A 21,653-nucleotide genomic window follows, 5' to 3' on the forward strand; every position below is an offset into this window, starting at 1 on the left:
ATCTACAAAGCTTTGTGATCTTACCGGCTTGATGGTAATGTGGCTGCTCATTGATTTCAGGAAGCCAGACCGGTGTCGTTTCAGCAAGCTCTGATGTGGTGTGATGCCTCAAATACTCAAGAATTGCTCAATACCTATGAGCATTTTAAGTGTACCCGACGCTTTGAAAGCAAGCTGATTGCCTGCCTGAAACAAACTGAAAGCGATCGGGCAGCCTCATGGATTCTAAAACACCATCTTGAACAGGGTTTCCAGTTGGATGAAGCGCACAGCATTCAGGTTCTGGATTGCTTTATGCTGATGCAGCACTGGGAAAGTCGCTTACACATTCTGCAATCATTATCCCAAATCAGTATCGCCAGTGAAGTCAGCCATAACCTGTTTCAAAACTTAAAAGCGCTGCTCGATAATTCCCGGAAATTTATACGGGCCTGGGCTTACAATGGTATCCACGAAGTGGCATTGCAGTATCCTTATTATCAGTCAGAAGTGGCCAGCTTGTTACAACGTGTAGACGATACTGAAGTGGCTTCAGTGAAGGCCAGAGTTAATAAAATACTAAAGACCGGTTATTATGATCTGCAAAGGGAATGTGGATAAAAAAGCTCGCCATAAGACGAGCTGAGAAGAACACACAAATAGCACTGAAGGGTGCTGTAATTGGTTACGCCGCAGGTTATAAAAAGGATCACTAACCGGGTTCAATTCCAAAGGCGGCACAGTCTGCCAGATAATTATCTACTGAATTTTTGAAGCTGTTTTCCAGTTCAGCAATAGACGCGGCCTGATACATCACTTTGTCCCGCTTAAGTTGCAGATTACCAAAGTAATAACAGGCATCAGAATGAAAATTCAGACTCCCCAGAAATCCCTTGTATTCCAGATTCACCATGACTAATCATCAACATCGTTGTTTATTATTTGTTATCGGCCAATATAACATCAAAATGTGAAATAAATTATGCCAAAACATGAATTTGGGATAAGTGAATGGTTTTAGGGGATAAATAGTTTGGTTTTCACAAAAACAGAGGCTGACAGCGGAGGCCAGCCTCATATTTTTTCATTGTTTGCTTATTTATGACGCTCTCTGAGCACCTGAATACTGTCCTGCAACGACAGATCACTGGCCTGCATCAATACCATCAAATGATAAAGCAAATCAGCGGATTCATTTTTGAGCTCTTCCAGATCGTTAACCGTCGCGGCCAGGGCGGTTTCAACGCCTTCTTCACCCACTTTCTGGGCTATGCGTTTAATGCCTTTTTGGTACAGCTTTGCTGTATAGCTACTGTCTGGGTCGGCATTTTTGCGTTCAGCCAGTAACTTTTCCAGCTCAGCTAAAAAGGTGAAATCGGCACTTTCGGCTGCATCCCAGCAGGTGGGCGTGCCCAAATGACAGGTAGGGCCATTGGGTTTCGCCAGCGCCAGCAAGGCATCCTTGTCGCAATCTGCGCTTATGTCGGTTAAATCCAGCGTGTTTCCCGAGGTTTCGCCTTTGGTCCAGAGGCGTTGCTTGGAGCGGCTGTAAAAGGTGACTTTACCTGTAGTAAGGGTTTTTTCCAGCGCTGCCTGATTCATATAGCCCAACATTTGTACAGAACCTGTATAGCTATCCTGCACTACGCAAGGCAGTAAGCCGTCCATTTTATCCCAGGCCAGTTGTTCAATATTGTCTGTAGTTATGCGCATGGACGTATCTCTATTTGTTGTTCAATTAAATATTGTTTCAGGCCAGGGATAGCAATAATGCCTTTGTGAAATACCGATGCGGCTAATGCGCCATCGACATTGGCTTGTTCAAATACATCTTTAAAGTGCACCATTTCACCGGCACCGCCTGAAGCGATAAGCGGTACTGAACAAATGGCACGAATATTTTGTAGTTGCGCCAGGTCGTAGCCCTTTCTGACACCGTCCTGATTCATGCAATTTAACACGATTTCTCCGGCGCCCCGTTGTTGCACTTCTTTTACCCAGTCGGCGGTTTGCTTGCCAGTATTTTGTGTGCGCTTTTCATCACCGGTGAACTGGTATACCTCGTAGGTGTTGCTATCGGCATTAAAATAGCTGTCTATGCCCACCACAATACACTGCTTGCCGAAGCGTTGGTTCAGTTGGGTGATCAATTCTGGATTGGCCAGCGCTGGCGAATTAATGGAAATCTTGTCAGCACCCATTTCCAGAATTGTTTGGGCATCCTCCAGGGTTTTGATCCCGCCCGCAACACAAAAGGGGATGTCGATGACTTTGGCGATACGGGTTACCCAGCTTTTATCAACCACCCGTTGATCACTGGAGGCCGTAATATCATAAAATACCAATTCATCGGCTCCGGCTTCGGCATATTTTTCTGCCAGTGGTACTATGTCGCCAATGATTTCGTGATTGCGAAACTGGACGCCTTTGACCACCAGGCCATCGCGTACATCCAGGCAGGGAATTATGCGTTTTGCTAACATGGTTATTGTGCTCCCCGTTGCTGCCATAGGGCTATGGCCTGCTCGACAGTAAACTTACCTTCCAACAAGGCCCGGCCTAAAATCACGCCCTGAACATTCGTGGGCTTCAGCTTTTCGATGTCGTCCAGGCTGCCAATACCACCGGAAGCCTGCCAGTTCACTGAAGGAAATTGCTGCACCATTTCCTGATACAACTCGTAGTTGGGGCCTTGCAGGGTACCGTCTTTACTGATGTCGGTACACAGTACCTGTTCTACACCAAAATCCAGATAGCTTTGTAACAGCTTACCCAGTTCAACTCCGCTGTCTTCTTGCCAGCCATGGGTAGCGATGCGTTTTTCACCAGCTGCGTTGATGTTGATATCCAGGGCCAGTACAAAATGTTGTGCGCCGTATTTTTGCATCCAGGATTGCACAAGGTCCGGATTTTTGACCGCGAGTGAGCCAATCACGACACGAGCCACACCGATATCGAGAAGTTGTTGCACGTCCTGTTCGCTGCGGATACCGCCGCCACACTGAAATTGCATGCGTTTAGTCGCCACCATTTCTTTGATAAGGCTAAGCTGGCGCTTTTCGGTGTCCTTGGCGCCGGTTAAATCAACGATGTGCAGCCATTCGGCACCTTGATCGGCATAACTGTGTACCACGTCTACCGGAGCCAGTTGGTATTGTGTTTTTTGTTGGTAATCGCCCTGATAGAGCCTGACGACACTGCCGTCTATTAAATCAATTGCTGGAATAATCACGCTGTGTCCTTAAATCTGCTCAATAAAGTTTTTAATCAGTTGTGCGCCGGCATCACCAGAACGCTCAGGGTGGAACTGTACCCCGAAGACATTGTTGTTGCGGATACTGGCGGAGAACGGCTGGCTGTATTCAGTGCTGGCTAATGTATGTGGCCCCACGGGTACACAGTAGCCGTGTACAAAATAGAACCAGCTGCCACTGTCGATGTTGTGAAACAGTGGGCTGTCTTGTGCTACCTGAATTTGGTTCCAGCCCATGTGGGGCAGAGTCAGGGTGTCTGATTGCATCAATTTGACTTGTGTATCCACCAGGCCAAGGCATTCAGCATCGCCTTCTTGGGAATGGTGAGTGAGTAACTGCATACCCAGACAAATTCCCAAAACTGGTTGAGTTAAAGCTTTTAAGCAGTCGGTCAGTCCTTTTTCGGCAATTTGTTGCATGGCTGCGGCGGCGGCGCCAACACCGGGCAGAAATACCTTATCAGCGGCGGTAATTTTGGCCGGGTCATCAGTAACTAATACTTTATAACCCAGGCGCTCTACCGCAAATTGTAATGAGGAAATATTGGCACAGCCTGTGTGCACAATAACCAGATTCTGGCTCATTTATAACGCTCCTTTACTGCTGGGTAACACGTCACCTTGTTTGGTAACCGCCTGACGCAGTGCCCGGCCAAACACTTTAAACAGGCTTTCTACCTGATGGTGAGCGTTGCCTTCTGTCGTGGATAAGTGCAAGGAAATGCCCATGCTGTCACTCAGCGAGCGGAAAAAGTGACCCACCATCTGGGTATTCATCTCACCGACATTTTCCTGACTAAAATCAGCATCGAACTTTAAGAAGGGACGGGCCGAAATATCCAGTACACACTCAGCACGGCATTCATCCATTGGCAGGGCAAAACCAAAACGGCCAATACCGCGTTTATCGCCCAGCGCTTTGCGCAATGCTTCACCAATAGCCAGTGCGGTGTCTTCTACCGAGTGGTGGTCATCTATGTGCAAATCACCGTCAACATTGACGTTCAGGGTAATACCGCCGTGAGTGGCAATCTGGTCCAGCATGTGATCAAAAAAGCCAATGCCGGTATTGATACTGGATTTTACCTGTTTGTCTAAGTCAACGTCGACACGGATATCGGTTTCTGAGGTGGTTCTCACCACAGTTGCAGTGCGCTCTGACTGATTAAATTGTTCTACAATGTGAGACCAGTTCAGGGTTTCGCGATTGTATTTGATGCCGCGAATACCCATGGCTTGTGCCAGTTGAATATCGGTATCGCGATCGCCGATAACCCAGGAGCGGGTAAAATCCACTTTACCTTCTGTGAGGTAACTTTGTACCAGTCCCAGCTTTGGTTTGCGGCAACTGCAGTTGTCTTCCTGAAAATGCGGACAGATTAATACCTCGTCGAAGTGCACGCCCTGACTTTCAAATAGTTGCATCATTTTGTCGTGAGGCGCATCAAAGTCAGCCTGTGGAAAGCTGTCGGTTCCCAGACCGTCCTGATTGGACACCATAACCAGTCTGAACCCCTGAGACTGTAATTTTAGTAGTGCCGGAATGACATTGGGTTCAAACACCAGCTTTTCCAGAGTATCCAACTGTTTATCTATTGGCGGCTCTTCTACTAACGTGCCGTCCCGGTCGATAAATAAAATAGCTTGCTGGCTCATGCGGCTTGTCCTTCTTGATAAAACTGTTGAATAAGCGCCACCAGACGCTGGTTTTCTTCGCGATTACCCACTGTGATGCGCAGGCAATCCTGTAATAAAATTTGTTTTGACTGGTCGCGGATAAGCACGCCATTTTGCACCAGGTATTGCATCAGAGCGTCTTTTCTCTGGCAGCGATACAGCAAAAAGTTAGCCTTGTTGTCGCCTTGCAGTTGCATACCCGGCAGGCTTGCCAGTTGCGTGCGCAACCATTCCTGCTCATTTTGCAGATAACTTACCTGCTCCTGCATCAATGCGACGCCTGAGCTGGATAACGCCTGTCTGGCTATCTGGGCCACGGGATCTGACACCGGATAGGGTGCGATAACCTTGAGTAACACTTTGATGATGTCGTTGCTGGCCAGGGCGAATCCGCAGCGGATCCCCGCCAGTGCGTATGCTTTTGACAGGGTGCGCAAAATTACCAGGTGCGGAAATTGTGCTAATAAGCAGGTTTGGGTTTGATCTTTGCTAAATTCGATGTATGCCTCATCAACCACCACCAGTGATTTTCCGGCAAACAGCTCCAGTACTGCCAGAATTTGATTTTGTGGGATCACCGTCCCTGTCGGGTTATTCGGGGAACACAAAAATACCAGTTTTGGTAAGTTACCTGATTGAGCAATGTTCTCCAGTGCAGCAAGATCCAGACTAAAGTCACTGTTTAACGGGGCTTTTTGCACATCAACATTAAAGGTCTGGGCGCTGATGGCATACATGCCATAGGTTGGCGGACAGATTAATATGCTGTCTTTGCCCGGATTACAAAAGCCACGGATCAATAGCTCAATGCCCTCATCAGCACCGCGAGACACCAGAACCTGTTCTTTGTCTAAACCGGCGTATTGTGCATAGGCGTTTAATACGGATTCAGGCTGACAGTCAGGGTAGCGGTTAAAGCGCTGTGTATCGAGACTAAAATCATTGCTGAAGGGCGACTCGTTGGCATTTAGCCAATCATTACCGCCACTGAATAAACGTCTGGCTGACTCGTAGGGAGTGAGATCCCGGACGAAGTCGCAGGTTAAATTATCGATAAATTGTTTGTCCATGAGGTTACTTGTCCTCCTGAGCCGCTAAGCGTATGGCGACGGCATTTTTGTGGGCATCCAGACCTTCTGCATCGGCCAGGTCCATGATGGCGTCACCAATTAATTGCAGTCCGTCAAAACTCAATTCCTGTACTGTGTAACGTCGCAAAAAGTCGGCGACGCCCAGGCTGGAGTAATTGCGGGCATAGCCGTAGGTAGGCAATACGTGGTTAGTGCCACTGGCATAGTCACCCGCTGATTCAGGTGACCACTTTCCAAGAAATATAGAGCCAGCATTTTTAATGGCGGGCAATAACCCTCTGGCATCCTGAGTTTGTACAATCAGATGTTCTGGCGCATACAGGTTACTCACAGCAACTGAGGTTGCCACCGAATCGGTCAGGATGTAGCGGGCATTTTGCATTGCCGCTGCGGCTATTTCGTTGCGACTCAACGTCTGCAATTGTTGGGTAACTGCCTGTTGTGTTGCTTCAATAAGCGATTGGCTGTCAGACACCAGGATGGCCTGGGAATCTGTGCCGTGCTCAGCCTGAGACAGCAAATCAGAAGCCACAAAATCTGGATTGGCGGTATTGTCGGCAAGTACTAATACTTCTGACGGGCCGGCCGGCATGTCAATTGCCGGGCCACCGGGCAGGGTGCTCACCTGCTGCTTGGCTTCAGTGACAAAGGCATTGCCCGGGCCAAATATTTTATCTGCGCGACTGACCGTCTCAGTACCAATTGCCATGGCGGCGATGGCCTGAGCACCGCCCACAAGATTGATTTCTGTTATACCGCAACGCAAAGCGGCATAGGCAATCGCGGGATGGATTTCGCCTTGCTGATTGGGGGGAGTGCACAGAATACGCTTTTCACATCCGGCCACTTTGGCAGCAACGCCCACCATTAATACGGTTGATGGCAGGGGCGCCGTACCGCCGGGAATGTACAGACCCACTGCTTCTATGGGAGCGTAACGCAGTTCACAGGTTACCCCCTGCGATGTCTCTGTGGCGAAGTCCTGATAAGCCTGTTTCTGGTGAAACTTCAGAATGTTGTCATAGGCTACATCAATGGCCTTTTGCACTTTAGCATCGAGTTTGTCGGCTAATGCCTGCGTTGCAGCGGCACTCAGTTGCAGCGATTGTAATTGTACTTTATCAAACTGCAGGGTTAGCTGCTTTAAGGCGGCATCCCCTTCGTTTTGGATGCGGGTTAATATCTGCGCAACCGCCACTCTGACATTGTCGGCATTGCTGGCTACCGGACGAGCCAGGGCCGCTTGTTGCTGTTGTGGACTAGCCTGTTGCCAGTCGATTAGGTTTGGCATGATTGCTGACATGGTTATTCCATCATCTTTTCGATGGGCATCACCAGGATAGAACGACAGCCCAGGGCTTTTAAGCGCTCCATGGTTTCCCAAAACAGATTTTCCGGGCTGACTACGTGTACGGCTACGCTTTCCTGGTTTCCGGCCAATGGCAGTACGGTTGGATCTTCAGAGCCAGGCAACAATTGTTTCACTTCCTCAATACAGGCGATCGGGGCGTGTAACATGATGTATTTACTTTCTTTTGCCTGCATTACACCATTGATTCTGGGCAGTAGTCGGTCAATCAGGTTTTGCTTTTCAGTGCTTAACGGTTGCGGTCTTTGAATTAAGGTTGCGGTGGAGCGGAAGATGACTTCCTCTTCTTTCAGGCCATTGGCTTCCAGTGTGGCGCCGGTAGAAACCAGATCGCAGATAGCATCAGCCAGCCCGGCTCGCGGTGCCACTTCTACTGAGCCTGTCAACATGACGCAGGTGGCATCCACTTTCTGCTCCTTAAAAAAGCGTTCCAGCAGGTAAGGGTAGGTCGTTGCTACCGTTTTACCGGCAAGTGAGTTCACCGAGTTGTATTGAAACTCATTGGGTACCGCAATAGATAAACGGCAACCACCGTAGTCCAGTTGGCGCAATACTTCGTATTTGTAGTTTTTACCGGCGGACTGGCGTTCCAGCATCTTTTCTTCCAGTTCGTTTTCACCGATAAAGCCAAGATCAACTACACCATCCATCACCAGACCGGGAATGTCGTCATCGCGCACCCGCATCAGATCGATAGGCATGTTGGTGGAATGCGCCATTAACAAACGATCCTGAATTGCCAGTTTCACGCCAATGGCTTTGAGTAAACTGATACTTTTCTCGCTAAGTCGTCCAGATTTTTGTACTGCAATTCTGAGTCTTTTGGCATCTGTCATGGTTCATTCCTGTTAATCAATGCTAAAAAGTTTGGCCCCTAAAACGAAAAAACCCCCGAAAGTCTCCTTCCGGGGGCAATTAAATTCAGTCTCCGGAAGGCAATCATATAGACCTTCCGGCATAAACCTGAAAGGTCACGCTGGATGATGGTGGTGAGAGTAGGCTTTCAGGTTAAACATAATTCGGTAATTCTTTCCAAATAGGTAGCTGTAATAAATTTCGTGAAAAACAATAACGAACATTCTGACAAAATGCAATCGCCTGTTTTACGCACGGGTATTCCAAAATGGTATCTTTTATACAAGTTTTAAACAAAAACGGGAACAAAACAGGCCTTTACACTTGATTTGTATGAAATATGACCGATATAGAAAGTAAGCTTATTGTAAAGGAGCGATGTTATGGCCGGGGATATGTTGTTTTATATTCTGCCCAGACTGAGTCGGGTTCCCTACAAGCCCGAGCCCAGAAACGTTAAGCCTGTTGACAAGGAAGCTCGCTTTCGGCCTTTAAATGACGAAGAGAAACAATTATCGGCCAAAGTTAATCACAAACAAAAAATCGTTGAGGAAGATGATTCTCCAGGATTATACAAGGACAAAGATGGTCAGAAGCACTTTGATGACTATGTGTAATGCAAATTCTCTGATATCGACAATACTTGGGTTATTAACGCGTTGTTTTTAACCAGGAATATTCATGCAATTACGGCCAGCCTCGATAGCAGACCTTGAGGTGTTACAATGGTGGCATCAACAGGCCCATGTGGTGGATGCGGGCTCAGACGCCCATTATAACTGGCAAAAAGAATTGCAACGCAAACCACAGTGGCGCGAGCAACTCATGGCAGAAGAAGATGGTCAGCCTATTGGTTTTTTGCAAATTTACGATCCTTATGACGATGAAGCACAACGCTGGGGTAATGTCTCTCGAAGGCTAAGGGCTATTGATATCTGGATTGGAGAAGCGGAGAATCTCAATAAAGGTTACGGTACTCAAATGATGCAACTGGCCATGGCGTTGTGTTTTGCTAATCCGGATGTGCATGCCTTGCTGGTGGATCCGATAGCCAACAATATCAAAGCTCAGCGATTTTATGCCCGTCTGGGTTTTAAGTTTGTTGAAAGCAAAAAAATTCAGGGTGAGAGTTGCTACGTGTTAAAAATCCGCCGTGACCAATATGAAAAGGCGATTGCCTGATAATTCTGTTTAAACCTTATCTCGAAGATATTAAGGAAGATCATGACCCCAGCAATTAACCTGGCTAAAAAGGCCAGAGTAGCGCACAAAATCCACGAATATCAACATGATACAGCAGCCGAATCCTGGGGGGGTGAAGCGGCTGAAAAATTAGGTGTAGCCGAAAATCGGGTGTTTAAAACCCTGGTGGTTAAACTGGACAATGGCCGTTTGGCCGTGGCGGTAATACCGGTATCCTCGATGCTGAGTATGAAACTTATGGCTAAAGCCTGTCAGGCTAAAAAGGCGGCAATGGCGGAGCAAGTCGAAGTGGAACGTGCAACCGGCTATGTCCTGGGAGGGGTCAGCCCGCTGGGACAAAAAAAGCGATTATTCACTGTTATCGACAGCGCCGCTGAATCACAGGAAAGCATCTATATCAGTGCCGGACGGCGCGGCCTTGAAATTGAATTATCCCCTGGCGACCTTGCTAAATTATTGAGTGCTCGCTTTTCAGATTTACAACAATAACGCCTGTCAGATGTCATTTGTCGGAAAAGTATGACGCTGACCGTTTGAGACTTTGATTTTATTGTTGGCTATGTCACAAATGACCGAAAAATAACTGGAGCAACAGAATGTGTCGTTCAACTTTTCTGTTATTGGGACTCGTTGTGACTATGTGTAGTTTCGCCTCGTCTGATAAAAAAGTACTCTCCGATGGCGAACAGCAGTTTCAAACATTTTACTGGCCAGCCTCTCAACCATCGGAAAACACGGTGGTATTACTATCAGGCCCAAATGATCACTGGAATTCCGATGCCGCATGGTGGGTAACTGTAGCCCCGTTACTGCAAAAGCAATTTAACGTTCTGGCCATCGACAGACCGGCAATCGGTTTGGGCAGTGAATCGCCGGGCCTTGGTTATATCGCTTTTGCCAGCCAGGTTGATACCGCACTCAAAGAATATAGGGTTAAGCAGTTTTCGATATTGGCCTTTGCTTCATCCAATATGACGGTTTTAAAACTGTTAGCTGATTACCCTAAGTGGTCTCCTGAGAAGGTGTTACTGGTGGACCCGGATGTATTAACCGAGTTTTCTGTGGCACGTTATCAGTCCGATGCCAGCCCTTTTGTTGAAAACCAGCAAAAGTACGCTGAATTTCTATCTGAGGGCAAATATATTGCGCGTGTACAGGAAAAGAATACCGTTGAACTGGAACACATCAAGCAATTGGCTCCGAATCTGAGCGAAGCGCAACAAAGCTGGCTGCAGCAGATTATGGAGGCCCGTGAGCAGATCCCGAATCAGGTGAACTTATTTCAGGAGATAGCGGTTTATGGCGAGGATCTGCAGACAGCAAGCCAGCTGACCTGGCCGGAAAAAACAGCAATTGTGATTGTTGATACTGATTTTGAACAGGGCTATATCAACCGCAGTGATGATGCTGAAGCCATTGAAGGTTTGCAACAATGGCGTAAAGATGCGCGGGCTCATTACAAAGCATTGACCAAAGCCAAACACAGACAGCTGCTGGTACTGGAAAGTCAGGAGCACCTGGTGATGATTGAACAACCTGAATTGTTTTTACAGTTGTTGCAATAATCCGGTTTCGAAAAAGCCAAAAATTGGTTTGACTGATGCAGCCTGGGCCTTCAGTCGCCACCTCCGCAGCCACTACTGCATCCGCTGCTGTCTCCTGAACAACTTCCTGCACAACCACTACCGCAACTGATATGTGAGCCGCAATAAGGGTGACTGTCCGCTTTGCTACAATCAAGGGCATAGTTGAAGCCATCGGGTATATTCAGTTTAGCATCAAGGGCAAATAACAAGGGCAGTTTGTGTGGGGATTTGGGCTGGATGTTTTCTCTGAAACAGGCTATACGCCAGGCGGTTTTTATGCCTTTTTGTGCTTCTGTGGCAGATTTCATGGCCTCAGCGGGTGTGTGATGTAAAAAGCGGCCAAAACTGCGCGAGCAAAAATTCTGGTATAACCGGGTAAAGAGAATAAATTCGTGCCAGGCTACATCAACCACCTGGGAGGGCATGGATACCCTCTTTCGACCGGCTATATTACAAATATGAAAATACTCGCGCAGACCATCCATCGCCATATCAACCTCTGCTGAATCCAGGTGCGGGTATTTGTCATTCACTTTCTGTGCGATGCTGGTGGGAAATTCAAAATTATCGATTAAGTTTTCTCTTTTGAGCCGACGCGCCTTTTTGACTATGGCAATGACAGTCAGACAAACAATGACGATAAACGCCACAATGAGAAATTGCGCCATTGCTCTTTACCTTCTGTGTTCAGACATTGTCAGACTTGTCGTGAGCACCTGATACAGAAAGTCCATATTAAAGGGTTTGCCCACATGGTTCACGAAGCCTAATGCCTGATAACGCTGTATGTCATCTGCCATGACATTGGCTGTCAGAGCAACAACCGGGACTTTGGGGTTAATTTGCTGAATTTGCCTGAAAGCTTCAATTCCATCCATTTCGGGCATCTGAATATCCATGAGTACAATGTGAAACTGCTGGGCTTTGAAAGCCTCCACAGCCAGCCTGCCATTTTCAGCCAGGGTAAGGGCGGCGCCGGTCTTTTCCAGCATAGATTCTATGATAGCCTGGTTAATTTCATTGTCTTCTGCTATCAGCACCTGAACGCCACTCAGATCAGGAATACTTGTCGGTGTTTCATCATTGCCAGCGGTTTGCAGGTCAGTTTGTGCTAATGGCAGGGTAACCTGTACCGATGTTCCCTTGCCTTCATCACTATCAAGACTGATCTCGCCATTCATTAAATGTACCAGGCTGACGGTTATCGACATGCCTAATCCAGTACCGCCATATTTTCGGGTGGTAGAGGTATCGGCCTGAGTAAAACGCTCAAATATTTTACGTTGTGCAGCTTCGCTCATGCCAATGCCCGTGTCTGAAACCGTGAATCGGATAGCCATATTGCCTTGCTGCTGCACGGTTTTGAGTACAATACTGACACTGCCTTCATGGGTAAACTTGACCGCATTTGATGCCAGGTTAAGCAATATTTGCCTGACCCGGACAGAATCACCTAACCAACCATCAGGGAAGCCGGGCGCTATTTCCGTTTTTAACTGAAGGCCCTTTTCGCTGGCGGGGGGGTTAAATCAGCACTCACCGAATCGACCACTTCCACCATTGAGAACGGTGCGCTTTCCAGCGAGAGTTTATTGGCTTCTATTTTTGAAAAATCCAATATGTCATTAATAATCGTTAACAGCGACTTGGTCGAATACAGGGCTTTGGACACCAGTGGTTGCAACGTTTTATCTTGCAAGTCTCGCTGAATCAACTGCAGCGTCCCTAAAATTCCATTCATGGGGGTGCGAATTTCATGGCTCATGTTAGCCAGGAATTCACTTTTTGCTCTGGAACCTTCCTCAGCTTTAAGCCATGCGCTTTTCAGCTCTTGATTTTGCCGTTTTATTTCTTTCCTGGAGCGATTAATGATTTTTGTGGATTGACTATTGAAATATCCGACATTACAGCAGTAGAGGTAAATACTCGTGGCGGCAATAACTTTTCCACTGAAAGGGGTGTACTCAATTAATTCAAACCCAAGCCACAATCCACCTGACAGCATTCCCAGCAACATAACCAGGATAGCGATAGCGTAATTTTTTAATCCACCTGCGATAAGGCTATTTAACGAAGTTACAATTAATAATGCGAATACTATCCACAATTGAAACCCTACTACTGCAGACCATAAACCATAAAAAAAGGCATCGCAGTGTTGATTAATTAGTTCTGATTGCCGGGTTTCGCCAGCGAGTTTACTGTGCAGACGTGCAACATGAGGCCAGACTAAACAGTTAGCTATTAACCCTATTACCACATTGAAAGATTCTACAGGGTAAAATACCGCCAGCATCATAATCCCCATGATTACATAACCAATTATTCGGGGGATATACGATATTTGTGGTAACTGGCTTTTGTTTAATGAGTCAGGTCTTGTTACATTGAAGTTAAACATTGTTTATAGTTCAGACTCTCTTGCTAACGTTTCGCTGTATAGTTTGAGATATCGAAGCACTTAAAAACCGAGTAGTACACTGGGTTTACTATTTATACTGGTAAATAGCAAATATTTTGTCTTTAAAAGAAAATCTTATCGCTATCTGATGGCAGGAAAATGGATTCAAAACTGAAGCGAGTCTTAACTTTCGCAAAATTGTCAAAAAATGGCTGTTGACATTTAGACGTCTAGATGGCAATCTCGTCCCAAGTTCAATAAATAAGCTTGCACAGGCACTCAATCGGAAGACTCACATGCACCTTATCACCAGCATTATGATGACGATTATTATGACCGGCACCATCTCCACGGAGAGGGTCACTGGCTAGTGCAAGCATAAGAATAGCAAAAGCCCGTGACCTACCAGGAAACGGGCTTTTTTTTTAGGTTTTCAAAATTAGAGACTCTGTCGGAGTCAAAAGTTAAATCGGTAAAAAAGCGGTAAGCGGAGTGTAAAATGAAAGTATTGAAGTTTGGTGGGTCCTCGCTGGCGGATGCGGTCAGATATCTGAGTGTCAGGGATATCAGTCTGCAGGCACATGAAGAATCAGGTGCGGGGGTGGTATTGTCAGCTCCGAAAGGCGTCACTAATACACTGGAGACGCTGTGTCACAAAGCGGAGCAGGGTGAGAATTACGAGGTGGAATTTGCCGCTTTAAAACAAACCCTCACCAGTATCGCCTCCGACTTAAATGACTCTCTCGACAACTTCAATTATCAAGCACTTAACACCCTGATTACCGAAAAACTCAATGGTCTGGTAAAGCATCTACAAGGCATTGCTTTACTCAATGCCAGTCCGGCCGCCATCACCGCACAAATTTTGAGTCTGGGTGAATATGTCAGTGTCAACATATTCAGCCAAATCCTGACCGCTTCAGGGGTAAAAAACCATATTATTGACCCGGTAGAGTATGTTGTTGCAGAAGGCGATTACCTGGACTCTATCGCTGACCTTAGCGCCAGCCGCGCCCGTTTTGCCGAGCTCAATACCGATAAAGATTGTTTGTTGATCATGCCTGGCTTTGTGGCGGCAAATGATGCCGGAGAAAAAGTCACTTTGGGGCGCAATGGCTCTGACTATTCTGCTGCCATTTTAGCTGCCTGTATTGACGCTGAGTGTTGCGAAATCTGGACCGATGTTGATGGTGTGTATAACGCAGACCCGCGTCAGGTAGAAGGTGCAGTACTACTTGATAAGCTGACCTATCAGGAAGCGATGGAGTTATCTTACTTTGGTGCCAAGGTATTACACCCTAAAACCATTGGTCCTATCGCTCAATACTCCATTCCGTGTCTTATCCGCAATACCCTGAATCCTGCGGCACCAGGCACTTTGATCAGCCATGAAGCCAGTGAGAAATGGGTCCAGGTTAAGGGTATTTCCCTACTGGAAAACATGTCTATGTTCAACATATCCGGGCCAGGTATGAAAGGCATGGTGGGCATGGCTGCACGGGTTTTTGAAGTGATCTCCAACGCCAATATTTCTATCAGCCTGATCACGCAGTCTTCTTCTGAGTACTCCATCAGTTTTTGTATTCAGGGTAAAGATCAGGAGCGCGCCAGAAATGTACTGGAAGATGCCTTTGCTCTGGAAATTGACAACCATCTGTTAGAGCCAATTCAAACCAAGGAAAACCTGGCGATTGTGACATTGGTTGGCGATGGTATGCGTCACACTAAAGGTTTGGCTGCCCGCTTCTTTAGCGCACTGGCGCAGGCCAGGGTGAATAATGTGGCCATTGCCCAGGGTTCATCAGAGCGTTCTATCTCAACGGTTATCGAAGCCAGAAAAGCGAAAAAGGCAGTGAAGGTGATCCATCAGAATTTTTTCTCTAACCTCCACACCATTGATGCTTTTTTGGTGGGGTGTGGCACCGTGGGCGCGGAACTACTTAACCAAATTAGCAAACAACAAGCCGCGCTGTTAAAGCGCGATATCAGTCTGCGGGTTTATGGTATCGCTAACAGTCGTAATTTGCTGTTAAGAGAGGGCGGTATTGATCTGGCAAATGGCTGGCGTGAAGCACTGGAAGCCAGTGAAGAAAATCTGGATGTCAGAACCTTGCAGCGATTTGCACATGACAATAGTCTGGTAAACCCGGTGATCATCGACTGCACCACCAGTGATGATATTGCTGAGCAGTACATCGATTTTATGGAAGCCGGTTTTCACGTAGTGACACCTAACAAAAAGGCCAATACATCAGACCTGGCTTTTTACAAAAAGCTAAGAGAGGTGGCACGTCAGAACAATCGCCAGTTTCTCTATGAAACCACGGTAGGCGCAGGCTTACCGGTGATTGATAATCTGCAGAACCTGATCTATGCCGGGGACGAATTATTGCAATTTGAAGGAATCCTGTCTGGTTCGTTGTCTTTTATCTTTGGCAAACTGGATGAAGGACTAAGCATTTCTGAAGCCACCAAAATTGCCATGCAAAACGGGTTTACCGAGCCCGACCCCAGAGACGATTTAAGCGGTATGGATGTGGCCCGTAAACTGCTGATCATGGCGCGTGAGTCAGGTCTTAAGTTGGAACTGTCAGATATCAGCATTGAATCTGTAATACCGGAGTCTTTTGACGCTTCGGGTTCGGTGGACGAGTTTGTCGCCAGACTACCGGAGCTGGACAATCATTTTGCGTCGCTAATCGACAAAGCTGCCTCAGAAGGCAAGGTGCTGCGTTATGTGGGGACTATCAAAGAAGGGCACTGTGCGGTGAAAGTGCTGGCAGTCGATGCAGTTCATCCACTTTACACTATTAAAGACGGTGAAAACGCGCTGGCCATTCACAGTCAATATTATCAGCCAATTCCCTTCGTGATCCGAGGTTATGGCGCTGGAGCAGAAGTAACCGCAGCCGGCGTATTTGCCGATGTGTTGCGCACCATGCCCTGGGCGGGAACTCATTAAGTGTGCGTTGTAGTACATTAATTCCCGCGTTAAATTAAAACTAAATATTAGGCATAAGGCGACACTGTACAATCCGATTGGGTGTGGTAGCCTTATGACCCTTTTATCAAATTGATAGGAAAATCTCGATGAAGCACATCGCCTACGCGCCTGCTTCGATAGGAAATGTCTGCCTGGGTTTTGATATCCTTGGCGCTGCAATTGCCCCTATAGATGGCTCACCGTTGGGTGACACGGTAACACTCGAACACGCTGAGCAGTTCAGCTTATCTGTTGTTGGTCGGTTTGCTCATAAATTGCCAACCGATACCTCCACGAATATTGTGACTCACTGTTACAATGCCTTTCACGAAAAGCTAAAAGCGCGCAACATCGAAGCGCCAGCCTGTAAAATGACCCTCGACAAGCACTTGCCCATTGGCAGTGGTTTAGGCTCCAGTGCCAGCTCCATCGTAGCGGCCCTGGATGGTCTGAACAGCTTTTACGACACACCATTCAGTGAAGATGAGATGCTGTTGTTAATGGGGGAGCTGGAAGGACAGATCAGTGGCAGTATCCATTACGACAATGTTGCCCCCTGCTATCTGGGTGGCATGACATTAATGGTGGAAAATGGCGAACAAATTACCACGCAGCTACCAGTGATAGACAGCTGGTACTGGGTAAGTTGTTATTCCGGTATTTCGGTGTCCACTTCTGCCGCTCGCGAGATTTTACCGAAAGAAGTCAGTGTTAAAACCGCATTGCAATTTGGCAAGCAACTGGCGGTGTTTGTTGATGCCCTGCATCAAAACAATGGCAAGCTGGCAGCCAGCATGATGCAGGATGTGATTGCTGAACCATACCGTAAGAGTTTGTTACCTAAATTTGATGAATCCAGAAAATTTGCGTTAGATAATGGTGCGTTGGCCTTTAGTATTTCCGGGTCAGGTCCCACTGTCTTTGCCGTATGTGAGAGCCTCGACGAGGCCAATAAAATAAGTGACTGGCTAACCGAAAATTATATCCAGAACGAAGATGGTTTTAGTCATGTCTGTAAATTGGACCTGAAAGGTTCAACAGTTGTGAAGGAATCTTAAGTGCAATTATTCAATCTGAAAGACAATAGCGATACCGTTAATTTCTGTGAGGCCGTGCAAAAAGGCCTGGGTAAGAACCAGGGCCTGTATTTTCCAAAAGATATCGCGCCATTAGCTGATGTCGAAGCCTTGCTACAGCAACCCTTTACCCAGCGCAGTGCAGCCATTCTGTCGCATCTGATTGGTGATGATATCCCCGCTCATGTATTAGCTGAATTAGTGGAAAATGCGTTTTGTTTCCCGGCGCCACTGGCACACGTAAAAGATGATATCTATTGTCTTGAGTTGTTCCACGGTCCGACCCTGGCATTTAAAGACTTTGGTGGCCGCTTTATGGCGCAGTGTTTGTCACACCTCACCAAAGAAAAAGCCAACCCCATTACTATTCTGACCGCAACCTCAGGAGATACCGGCGCGGCAGTGGCACATGCGTTTCATGGTATCGACAATATTCAGGTGGTTATCCTGTATCCCAAGGGGAAAATCTCCACCTTGCAGGAAAAACTGTTTACTACCCTGGGCGGCAACATCCACACTGTCGCGGTAGAAAGTGACTTTGACGCCTGTCAGCAGCTGGTTAAGGCGGCCTTTGACGACCCGGAAGTGCGCGATGGTTTGCACCTTAATTCTGCAAACTCTATTAATATCAGCCGCTTACTGGCTCAGGTTTGTTACTACTTTGAAGCCTTTTCGCAGGTGCCAGAAGATAAACGCAGTGACGTGGTATTTTCTGTGCCCAGCGGTAATTTCGGAAATTTAACCGCAGGCATGATTGCCAAAGCGCTGGGACTGCCGATTAAGCGCTTTATTGCTTCTACCAATAAAAACGATACCGTACCACGTTACTGGGCTTCCGGTGAGTGGGTACCTAAACCAACAGTGGCCACTATGTCTAACGCTATGGATGTAAGCCAGCCCAATAACTGGCCGCGTATTGAAGCCCTGTTTGAATACGGTTACCTGGACAAAGAGATTTTATCTGCTGAAGCTATCGACGAAGAATACACTCAGGTGGCGATGCGCCAGCTGATGAAAGACGGCTATGTCAGCGAGCCTCACGCCGCTATCGCCTACAAGAGCCTGAAGCGTCAGCTGCTGGAAGGGGAAACCGGTATTTTCCTGGGCACTGCACATCCGGCTAAGTTTAAAGAAACGGTGGAAAATGTACTGGGACAACCCATCAGCTTGCCGCAACCTTTGGCTGAATGTGCCGGCAAAGAGATTCTTTCCGCCAATAAGGATGCCGCCTACGAGACGCTGAAAGCCCATCTGTTTGAAATTCTTAAGTAGCTATGACCCGTTGGAAGGATGTTTTAGGCGCCGAAAAACAGGCGCCTTATTTTCAACAAATTCTACAATTTGTTGAACAGGAAAGGCAGGCCGGCAAGAGCATATTCCCACCTCAGGCCGAGGTGTTTAACGCGTTCAAAGCCACTGAGTTTGACAATGTTAAAGTGGTTATTCTGGGGCAGGATCCTTATCACGGACCCGGTCAGGCCCATGGACTGTGCTTCTCGGTAAAGCAGGGTGTGAAAACACCGCCTTCGTTGCTCAACATGTATAAGGAATTGAAGCAATCGATTCCCGGTTTTGAGATCCCCTCACATGGCAATTTGCAACCATGGGCAGAGCAGGGGGTATTGTTGCTCAATACTGTGCTCACTGTTGAACAGGGCAAAGCCCATTCCCACAGCAAGATTGGCTGGGAGCAATTTACGGATAACGTTATCGAAGCGCTAAATCAACATGGGCAAGGTCTGATCTTTATGCTTTGGGGTAGTCATGCTCACAAAAAAGGCGCTCATATTGATAACCAAAAGCATCATGTGCTAAAGACGACACACCCGTCACCGCTATCTGCTCACCGCGGCTTTTTAGGTTGTGGTCACTTTATCCAATGCAACCAACTTCTTGAGCAACAGGGACTAAGCCCCATTAACTGGCAGGTCTGATATATCAGAAAGCCGAACATTGCGGGCGCTACAGATTAGCCCGCAATAATTTCCTTATCGTCAAAAACCAAAAAGCCCCAATAACAGGGGCTTTTGCGGTCAGATGTCGATTTGGCTTAGTTCGTACTCATTGAACATGTCCATGTCTTCGAGTTCTTTGCGAAGCTTATATTTGTCCTTGATAGCTTCAATTTCACGCCACATGCGCTTTTTCTTACGAGATTTTGTTGAGCGAGTTTCTTCGTCTAGTTTGGACATTAAGTCATTCTTATCCACGGTAAACTCCTTACATCACACCGCTAAAAATACCGGCTTAACAATAGTTTAACAGCCAGTTTCGATACCTGTTTTATCACAGGCGAGGTAAAAGTAAAGGGCTAATGTTAACTTTTTATTAACAAACCATGAAACTAATAAGAATGGAATAATAAGTGACTGAAAAATGAACAGTTAACGGGTTTTTTGTGGGGGAGGTTCAACAATTGAAGGTAAAATGATCAAAATGGCAGGAGTTTAAAGCGAAAATGCCAGGGCTACAGGGACACTGCAGTTCGTCACAGACGCGCTGCAGTGTCTCTGTGATGTTATTTCAAACTGTCAACAAAGCGAGCTATCAGTTGGTTAGTCGAGGCGTCAAATCCAGGAGCACTGTCTTCAGACTGAATTTTATCCAGAATTTGATTCCCTAATACCTTACCTAATTCAACCCCCCATTGATCATAGGAATTCACTCCCCAAATTGCCCCCTGCACAAACACTTTATGCTCATAAAGCGCAACCAATGCGCCCAGGGTTTTAGGGTCCAGTTGCTCAAATAAAAGGGTATTTGACGGTTTGTTGCCCGGCATGGTTTTGTGGGTGGCCAATACTTCAGCTTCTGCTTTTTTGACCCCTTTGGCTTTTAAAGCTTCCACTATTTCTTTGTGGGACTGGCCCTGCATTAATGCCTGGGATTGCGCAAAACAGTTAGAAGCTAACATTGCGTGGTGAGTATTGTCCTGCTTTGGCACATTGAGTGGCAGCATGAAATCCGCCGGGATAAGGGTATTGCTTTGGTGAATAAGCTGGTGGAATGAATGCTGGCCATTTGTGCCTTCACTTCCCCAGACTATCGGTCCGGTTTCATAATCGACAGTTTCATCACCGGCTACCTGTTTCCCGTTACTTTCCATATCCAGTTGCTGTACATAAGCAGGAAAGCCTCGCAAATAGTGATAATAAGGCAGCAATACATAACTTTGGGCATTAAAGAAATTGCGATACCAAAGCCCAATCAGCGCCAGAATCACAGGCAGATTTTGTTCCACCGGAGCCGTCTGAAAGTGGCAATCCATTTCGTAGGCACCATTGAGCAGGGCTTCAAAGTGTTCCCAGCCGATGGTTAATGCCAAAGGCAGCCCTATGGCTGACCACAGTGAATAACGACCACCTACCCAATCCCACATAGGGAAGATGTTTTCTTCTGCCATACCAAATTCAGTGGCTGCTTTGATATTGGAGGATACCGCCATAAAGTGTTTGGCAATGTCGGCTTCAGTGCCGCCCTGGGCCAAAAACCATTTTTTCGCCGTCAGGGTATTTTGCAAGGTTTCCTGAGTACTGAAGGACTTTGACGACATCAGTATCAAGGTTTGTTCTGCGTCGCGTTCGGCCAACACATCCTGAATATGGCAGGCATCAACGTTTGCCACAAAATGCACTTTGACATCTGACTGCCAATAAGGCTTGAGCGCTTCTGACATTATCTTAGGCCCAAGGAAGGAGCCACCAATACCGATACTTACGACATCGGTAATGGCTTTACCGGTATAACCTCTGTGTTGTCCGGTCAAAATGCTGGATACAAAGGACTTCATTTTGGCCTGGGTGGCCAGTACTTCGGGCATCACGTCAGTGCCATCTACGATCACAGGATTACCGGAAAAGTTACGTAACGCGGTATGGAGTACGGCACGGTGTTCGGTAAAGTTAATTTGCTCACCGCTAAACATCGCCGTTCGCTTTTCAGCAACCTGACATTGTTCTGCCAGTTCAAACAAAGAGTCCATCACTTCCTGATTAATGCGGTTTTTGGAGTAATCCAGAGTAATGCCGACGGCGTCAGCCGTGTATTTTACGGCGCGTTGTGGATCATTATTAAACCAGTCACGCATGTGCTCAAATTTAATGGCATCAGCAATGTCTGACAGTTTTTGCCAGGCGGGTTGTTCGTTCAGGTGGGCCATAATCTTCCTCGTTAATTAAAC

General features: G+C 47.0%; 23 protein-coding genes and 1 other annotated feature. Of the genes, 9 read left to right on the forward strand and 14 right to left on the reverse strand.

The annotated features are described in order from the left end of the window. Positions 1–72: 72 nt before the first annotated feature. Positions 73–600: a hypothetical protein gene (locus LJ740_RS09190; protein ID WP_229528767.1), complete on the forward strand. Its 528-nt coding sequence runs from the start codon at positions 73–75 to the stop codon at positions 598–600. 91 nt (positions 601–691) lie between these two features. Here the strand turns inward: LJ740_RS09190 and LJ740_RS09195 are convergent, their stop codons facing one another. From LJ740_RS09195 to hisG, 9 genes are all read right to left on the reverse strand, one after another. Next, positions 692–892 carry a hypothetical protein gene (locus LJ740_RS09195; protein ID WP_229528768.1) on the reverse strand — a complete coding sequence of 67 codons (201 nt, stop codon included), beginning with the start codon at positions 890–892 and terminating at the stop codon, positions 692–694. A 182-nt stretch (positions 893–1,074) separates the two neighbouring features. Continuing rightward, positions 1,075–1,692: a bifunctional phosphoribosyl-AMP cyclohydrolase/phosphoribosyl-ATP diphosphatase HisIE gene (gene hisIE / locus LJ740_RS09200; protein ID WP_229528769.1), complete on the reverse strand. Its 618-nt coding sequence runs from the start codon at positions 1,690–1,692 to the stop codon at positions 1,075–1,077. Further along, positions 1,683–2,462, reverse strand: coding sequence for an imidazole glycerol phosphate synthase subunit HisF (hisF, locus tag LJ740_RS09205; protein WP_229528770.1), 780 nt, complete (start codon positions 2,460–2,462; stop codon positions 1,683–1,685). Before hisF ends, hisIE begins: the two co-directional genes overlap by 10 nt. A 2-nt stretch (positions 2,463–2,464) precedes the next feature. Further along, on the reverse strand, positions 2,465–3,211 hold the full coding sequence (hisA, locus tag LJ740_RS09210; RefSeq protein ID WP_229528771.1) for a 1-(5-phosphoribosyl)-5-[(5-phosphoribosylamino)methylideneamino]imidazole-4-carboxamide isomerase: 747 nt from the start codon (positions 3,209–3,211) through the stop codon (positions 2,465–2,467). A gap of 9 nt (positions 3,212–3,220) precedes the next feature. Then, the gene (hisH, locus tag LJ740_RS09215) at positions 3,221–3,817 is read right to left on the reverse strand and encodes an imidazole glycerol phosphate synthase subunit HisH (protein WP_229528772.1); all 597 of its coding nucleotides are present in this window, start codon (positions 3,815–3,817) and stop codon (positions 3,221–3,223) included. Then, positions 3,818–4,888 carry a bifunctional histidinol-phosphatase/imidazoleglycerol-phosphate dehydratase HisB gene (gene hisB, locus LJ740_RS09220; RefSeq protein WP_229528773.1) on the reverse strand — a complete coding sequence of 357 codons (1,071 nt, stop codon included), beginning with the start codon at positions 4,886–4,888 and terminating at the stop codon, positions 3,818–3,820. Beyond that, positions 4,885–5,979 (reverse strand): histidinol-phosphate transaminase, encoded by a 1,095-nt coding sequence (gene hisC / locus LJ740_RS09225; RefSeq protein ID WP_229528774.1) that lies wholly within the window; start codon positions 5,977–5,979, stop codon positions 4,885–4,887. The genes hisB and hisC overlap by 4 nt, the downstream gene beginning before the upstream one ends. Before the next feature lie 4 nt (positions 5,980–5,983). After that, positions 5,984–7,303 (reverse strand): histidinol dehydrogenase, encoded by a 1,320-nt coding sequence (gene hisD, locus LJ740_RS09230; protein WP_229528775.1) that lies wholly within the window; start codon positions 7,301–7,303, stop codon positions 5,984–5,986. A 2-nt stretch (positions 7,304–7,305) separates the two neighbouring features. Beyond that, positions 7,306–8,205: an ATP phosphoribosyltransferase gene (hisG, locus tag LJ740_RS09235; RefSeq protein WP_229528776.1), complete on the reverse strand. Its 900-nt coding sequence runs from the start codon at positions 8,203–8,205 to the stop codon at positions 7,306–7,308. A 43-nt stretch (positions 8,206–8,248) separates the two neighbouring features. Then, positions 8,249–8,362 (reverse strand) — a sequence feature (His leader region). A 245-nt stretch (positions 8,363–8,607) separates the two neighbouring features. Between hisG and LJ740_RS09240 the strand changes: the two genes are divergently transcribed. The 4 genes from LJ740_RS09240 (at position 8,608) to LJ740_RS09255 (ending at position 10,992) form a co-directional block, all read left to right on the forward strand. Next, complete coding sequence (locus LJ740_RS09240) at positions 8,608–8,841, forward strand: hypothetical protein (protein WP_229528777.1); 234 nt, start codon at positions 8,608–8,610, stop codon at positions 8,839–8,841. Between the two features lie 64 nt (positions 8,842–8,905). Beyond that, complete coding sequence (locus LJ740_RS09245) at positions 8,906–9,406, forward strand: GNAT family N-acetyltransferase (RefSeq protein WP_229528778.1); 501 nt, start codon at positions 8,906–8,908, stop codon at positions 9,404–9,406. A gap of 42 nt (positions 9,407–9,448) precedes the next feature. After that, positions 9,449–9,916, forward strand: coding sequence for a Cys-tRNA(Pro) deacylase (gene ybaK / locus LJ740_RS09250; protein WP_229528779.1), 468 nt, complete (start codon positions 9,449–9,451; stop codon positions 9,914–9,916). Positions 9,917–10,023: 107 nt separating this feature from the next. Further along, the gene (locus tag LJ740_RS09255) at positions 10,024–10,992 is read left to right on the forward strand and encodes an alpha/beta hydrolase (protein WP_229528780.1); all 969 of its coding nucleotides are present in this window, start codon (positions 10,024–10,026) and stop codon (positions 10,990–10,992) included. 50 nt (positions 10,993–11,042) lie between these two features. Here the strand turns inward: LJ740_RS09255 and LJ740_RS09260 are convergent, their stop codons facing one another. The 3 genes from LJ740_RS09260 to LJ740_RS09270 form a co-directional block, all read right to left on the reverse strand. Beyond that, the gene (locus LJ740_RS09260; RefSeq protein WP_229528781.1) at positions 11,043–11,681 is read right to left on the reverse strand and encodes a glycine-rich domain-containing protein; all 639 of its coding nucleotides are present in this window, start codon (positions 11,679–11,681) and stop codon (positions 11,043–11,045) included. Positions 11,682–11,687: 6 nt separating this feature from the next. Continuing rightward, positions 11,688–12,440, reverse strand: a complete 753-nt coding sequence (locus LJ740_RS09265; RefSeq protein ID WP_229528782.1) for an ATP-binding protein — start codon at positions 12,438–12,440, stop codon at positions 11,688–11,690. 65 nt (positions 12,441–12,505) lie between these two features. Beyond that, a complete protein-coding gene (locus LJ740_RS09270) occupies positions 12,506–13,414 on the reverse strand; it encodes a histidine kinase dimerization/phospho-acceptor domain-containing protein (protein ID WP_267498187.1) in 909 nt (302 codons plus the stop codon). 499 nt (positions 13,415–13,913) lie between these two features. Here LJ740_RS09270 and thrA point away from each other — a divergent pair, with 499 nt between their 5' ends. The 4 genes from thrA to ung all read left to right on the forward strand — a co-directional run bounded on the left by thrA (position 13,914) and on the right by ung (position 19,407). Then, positions 13,914–16,376, forward strand: a complete 2,463-nt coding sequence (thrA, locus tag LJ740_RS09275) for a bifunctional aspartate kinase/homoserine dehydrogenase I (protein ID WP_229528784.1) — start codon at positions 13,914–13,916, stop codon at positions 16,374–16,376. 128 nt (positions 16,377–16,504) lie between these two features. Continuing rightward, complete coding sequence (gene thrB / locus LJ740_RS09280) at positions 16,505–17,455, forward strand: homoserine kinase (protein WP_229528785.1); 951 nt, start codon at positions 16,505–16,507, stop codon at positions 17,453–17,455. Next, complete coding sequence (gene thrC / locus LJ740_RS09285; protein ID WP_229528786.1) at positions 17,456–18,745, forward strand: threonine synthase; 1,290 nt, start codon at positions 17,456–17,458, stop codon at positions 18,743–18,745. It abuts the gene before it with no gap. Positions 18,746–18,747: 2 nt separating this feature from the next. Next, positions 18,748–19,407 carry a uracil-DNA glycosylase gene (gene ung, locus LJ740_RS09290; RefSeq protein WP_229528787.1) on the forward strand — a complete coding sequence of 220 codons (660 nt, stop codon included), beginning with the start codon at positions 18,748–18,750 and terminating at the stop codon, positions 19,405–19,407. 99 nt (positions 19,408–19,506) lie between these two features. On the opposite strand, the gene LJ740_RS09295 is transcribed toward ung, so the two are convergent. Both LJ740_RS09295 and pgi read right to left on the reverse strand, forming a co-directional pair. After that, the gene (locus tag LJ740_RS09295; protein ID WP_267498188.1) at positions 19,507–19,665 is read right to left on the reverse strand and encodes a DUF3545 family protein; all 159 of its coding nucleotides are present in this window, start codon (positions 19,663–19,665) and stop codon (positions 19,507–19,509) included. A gap of 326 nt (positions 19,666–19,991) precedes the next feature. Then, positions 19,992–21,632 (reverse strand): glucose-6-phosphate isomerase, encoded by a 1,641-nt coding sequence (pgi, locus tag LJ740_RS09300; RefSeq protein WP_229528789.1) that lies wholly within the window; start codon positions 21,630–21,632, stop codon positions 19,992–19,994. Between the last annotated feature and the right edge of the window lie 21 nt (positions 21,633–21,653).

This window comes from Planctobacterium marinum (genome assembly GCF_020687805.1).
In the GTDB taxonomy this organism is placed as follows: domain Bacteria; phylum Pseudomonadota; class Gammaproteobacteria; order Enterobacterales; family Alteromonadaceae; genus Planctobacterium; species Planctobacterium marinum.

Coding starts and splice junctions, on each gene's coding strand:
- hisC (WP_229528774.1), bottom strand. CDS start 5,979: ATGGACAAACAATTTATCGATAATTTAACCTGCGACTTCGTCCGGGAT.
- LJ740_RS09195 (WP_229528768.1), bottom strand. CDS start 892: ATGGTGAATCTGGAATACAAGGGATTTCTGGGGAGTCTGAATTTTCAT.
- LJ740_RS09295 (WP_267498188.1), bottom strand. CDS start 19,665: ATGTCCAAACTAGACGAAGAAACTCGCTCAACAAAATCTCGTAAGAAA.
- thrB (WP_229528785.1), top strand. CDS start 16,505: ATGAAGCACATCGCCTACGCGCCTGCTTCGATAGGAAATGTCTGCCTG.
- hisG (WP_229528776.1), bottom strand. CDS start 8,205: ATGACAGATGCCAAAAGACTCAGAATTGCAGTACAAAAATCTGGACGA.
- LJ740_RS09270 (WP_267498187.1), bottom strand. CDS start 13,414: ATGTTTAACTTCAATGTAACAAGACCTGACTCATTAAACAAAAGCCAG.
- hisIE (WP_229528769.1), bottom strand. CDS start 1,692: ATGCGCATAACTACAGACAATATTGAACAACTGGCCTGGGATAAAATG.
- LJ740_RS09260 (WP_229528781.1), bottom strand. CDS start 11,681: ATGGCGCAATTTCTCATTGTGGCGTTTATCGTCATTGTTTGTCTGACT.
- pgi (WP_229528789.1), bottom strand. CDS start 21,632: ATGGCCCACCTGAACGAACAACCCGCCTGGCAAAAACTGTCAGACATT.
- LJ740_RS09240 (WP_229528777.1), top strand. CDS start 8,608: ATGGCCGGGGATATGTTGTTTTATATTCTGCCCAGACTGAGTCGGGTT.
- LJ740_RS09245 (WP_229528778.1), top strand. CDS start 8,906: ATGCAATTACGGCCAGCCTCGATAGCAGACCTTGAGGTGTTACAATGG.
- hisF (WP_229528770.1), bottom strand. CDS start 2,462: ATGTTAGCAAAACGCATAATTCCCTGCCTGGATGTACGCGATGGCCTG.
- ung (WP_229528787.1), top strand. CDS start 18,748: ATGACCCGTTGGAAGGATGTTTTAGGCGCCGAAAAACAGGCGCCTTAT.
- hisD (WP_229528775.1), bottom strand. CDS start 7,303: ATGTCAGCAATCATGCCAAACCTAATCGACTGGCAACAGGCTAGTCCA.
- hisH (WP_229528772.1), bottom strand. CDS start 3,817: ATGAGCCAGAATCTGGTTATTGTGCACACAGGCTGTGCCAATATTTCC.
- LJ740_RS09255 (WP_229528780.1), top strand. CDS start 10,024: ATGTGTCGTTCAACTTTTCTGTTATTGGGACTCGTTGTGACTATGTGT.
- ybaK (WP_229528779.1), top strand. CDS start 9,449: ATGACCCCAGCAATTAACCTGGCTAAAAAGGCCAGAGTAGCGCACAAA.
- hisB (WP_229528773.1), bottom strand. CDS start 4,888: ATGAGCCAGCAAGCTATTTTATTTATCGACCGGGACGGCACGTTAGTA.
- thrA (WP_229528784.1), top strand. CDS start 13,914: ATGAAAGTATTGAAGTTTGGTGGGTCCTCGCTGGCGGATGCGGTCAGA.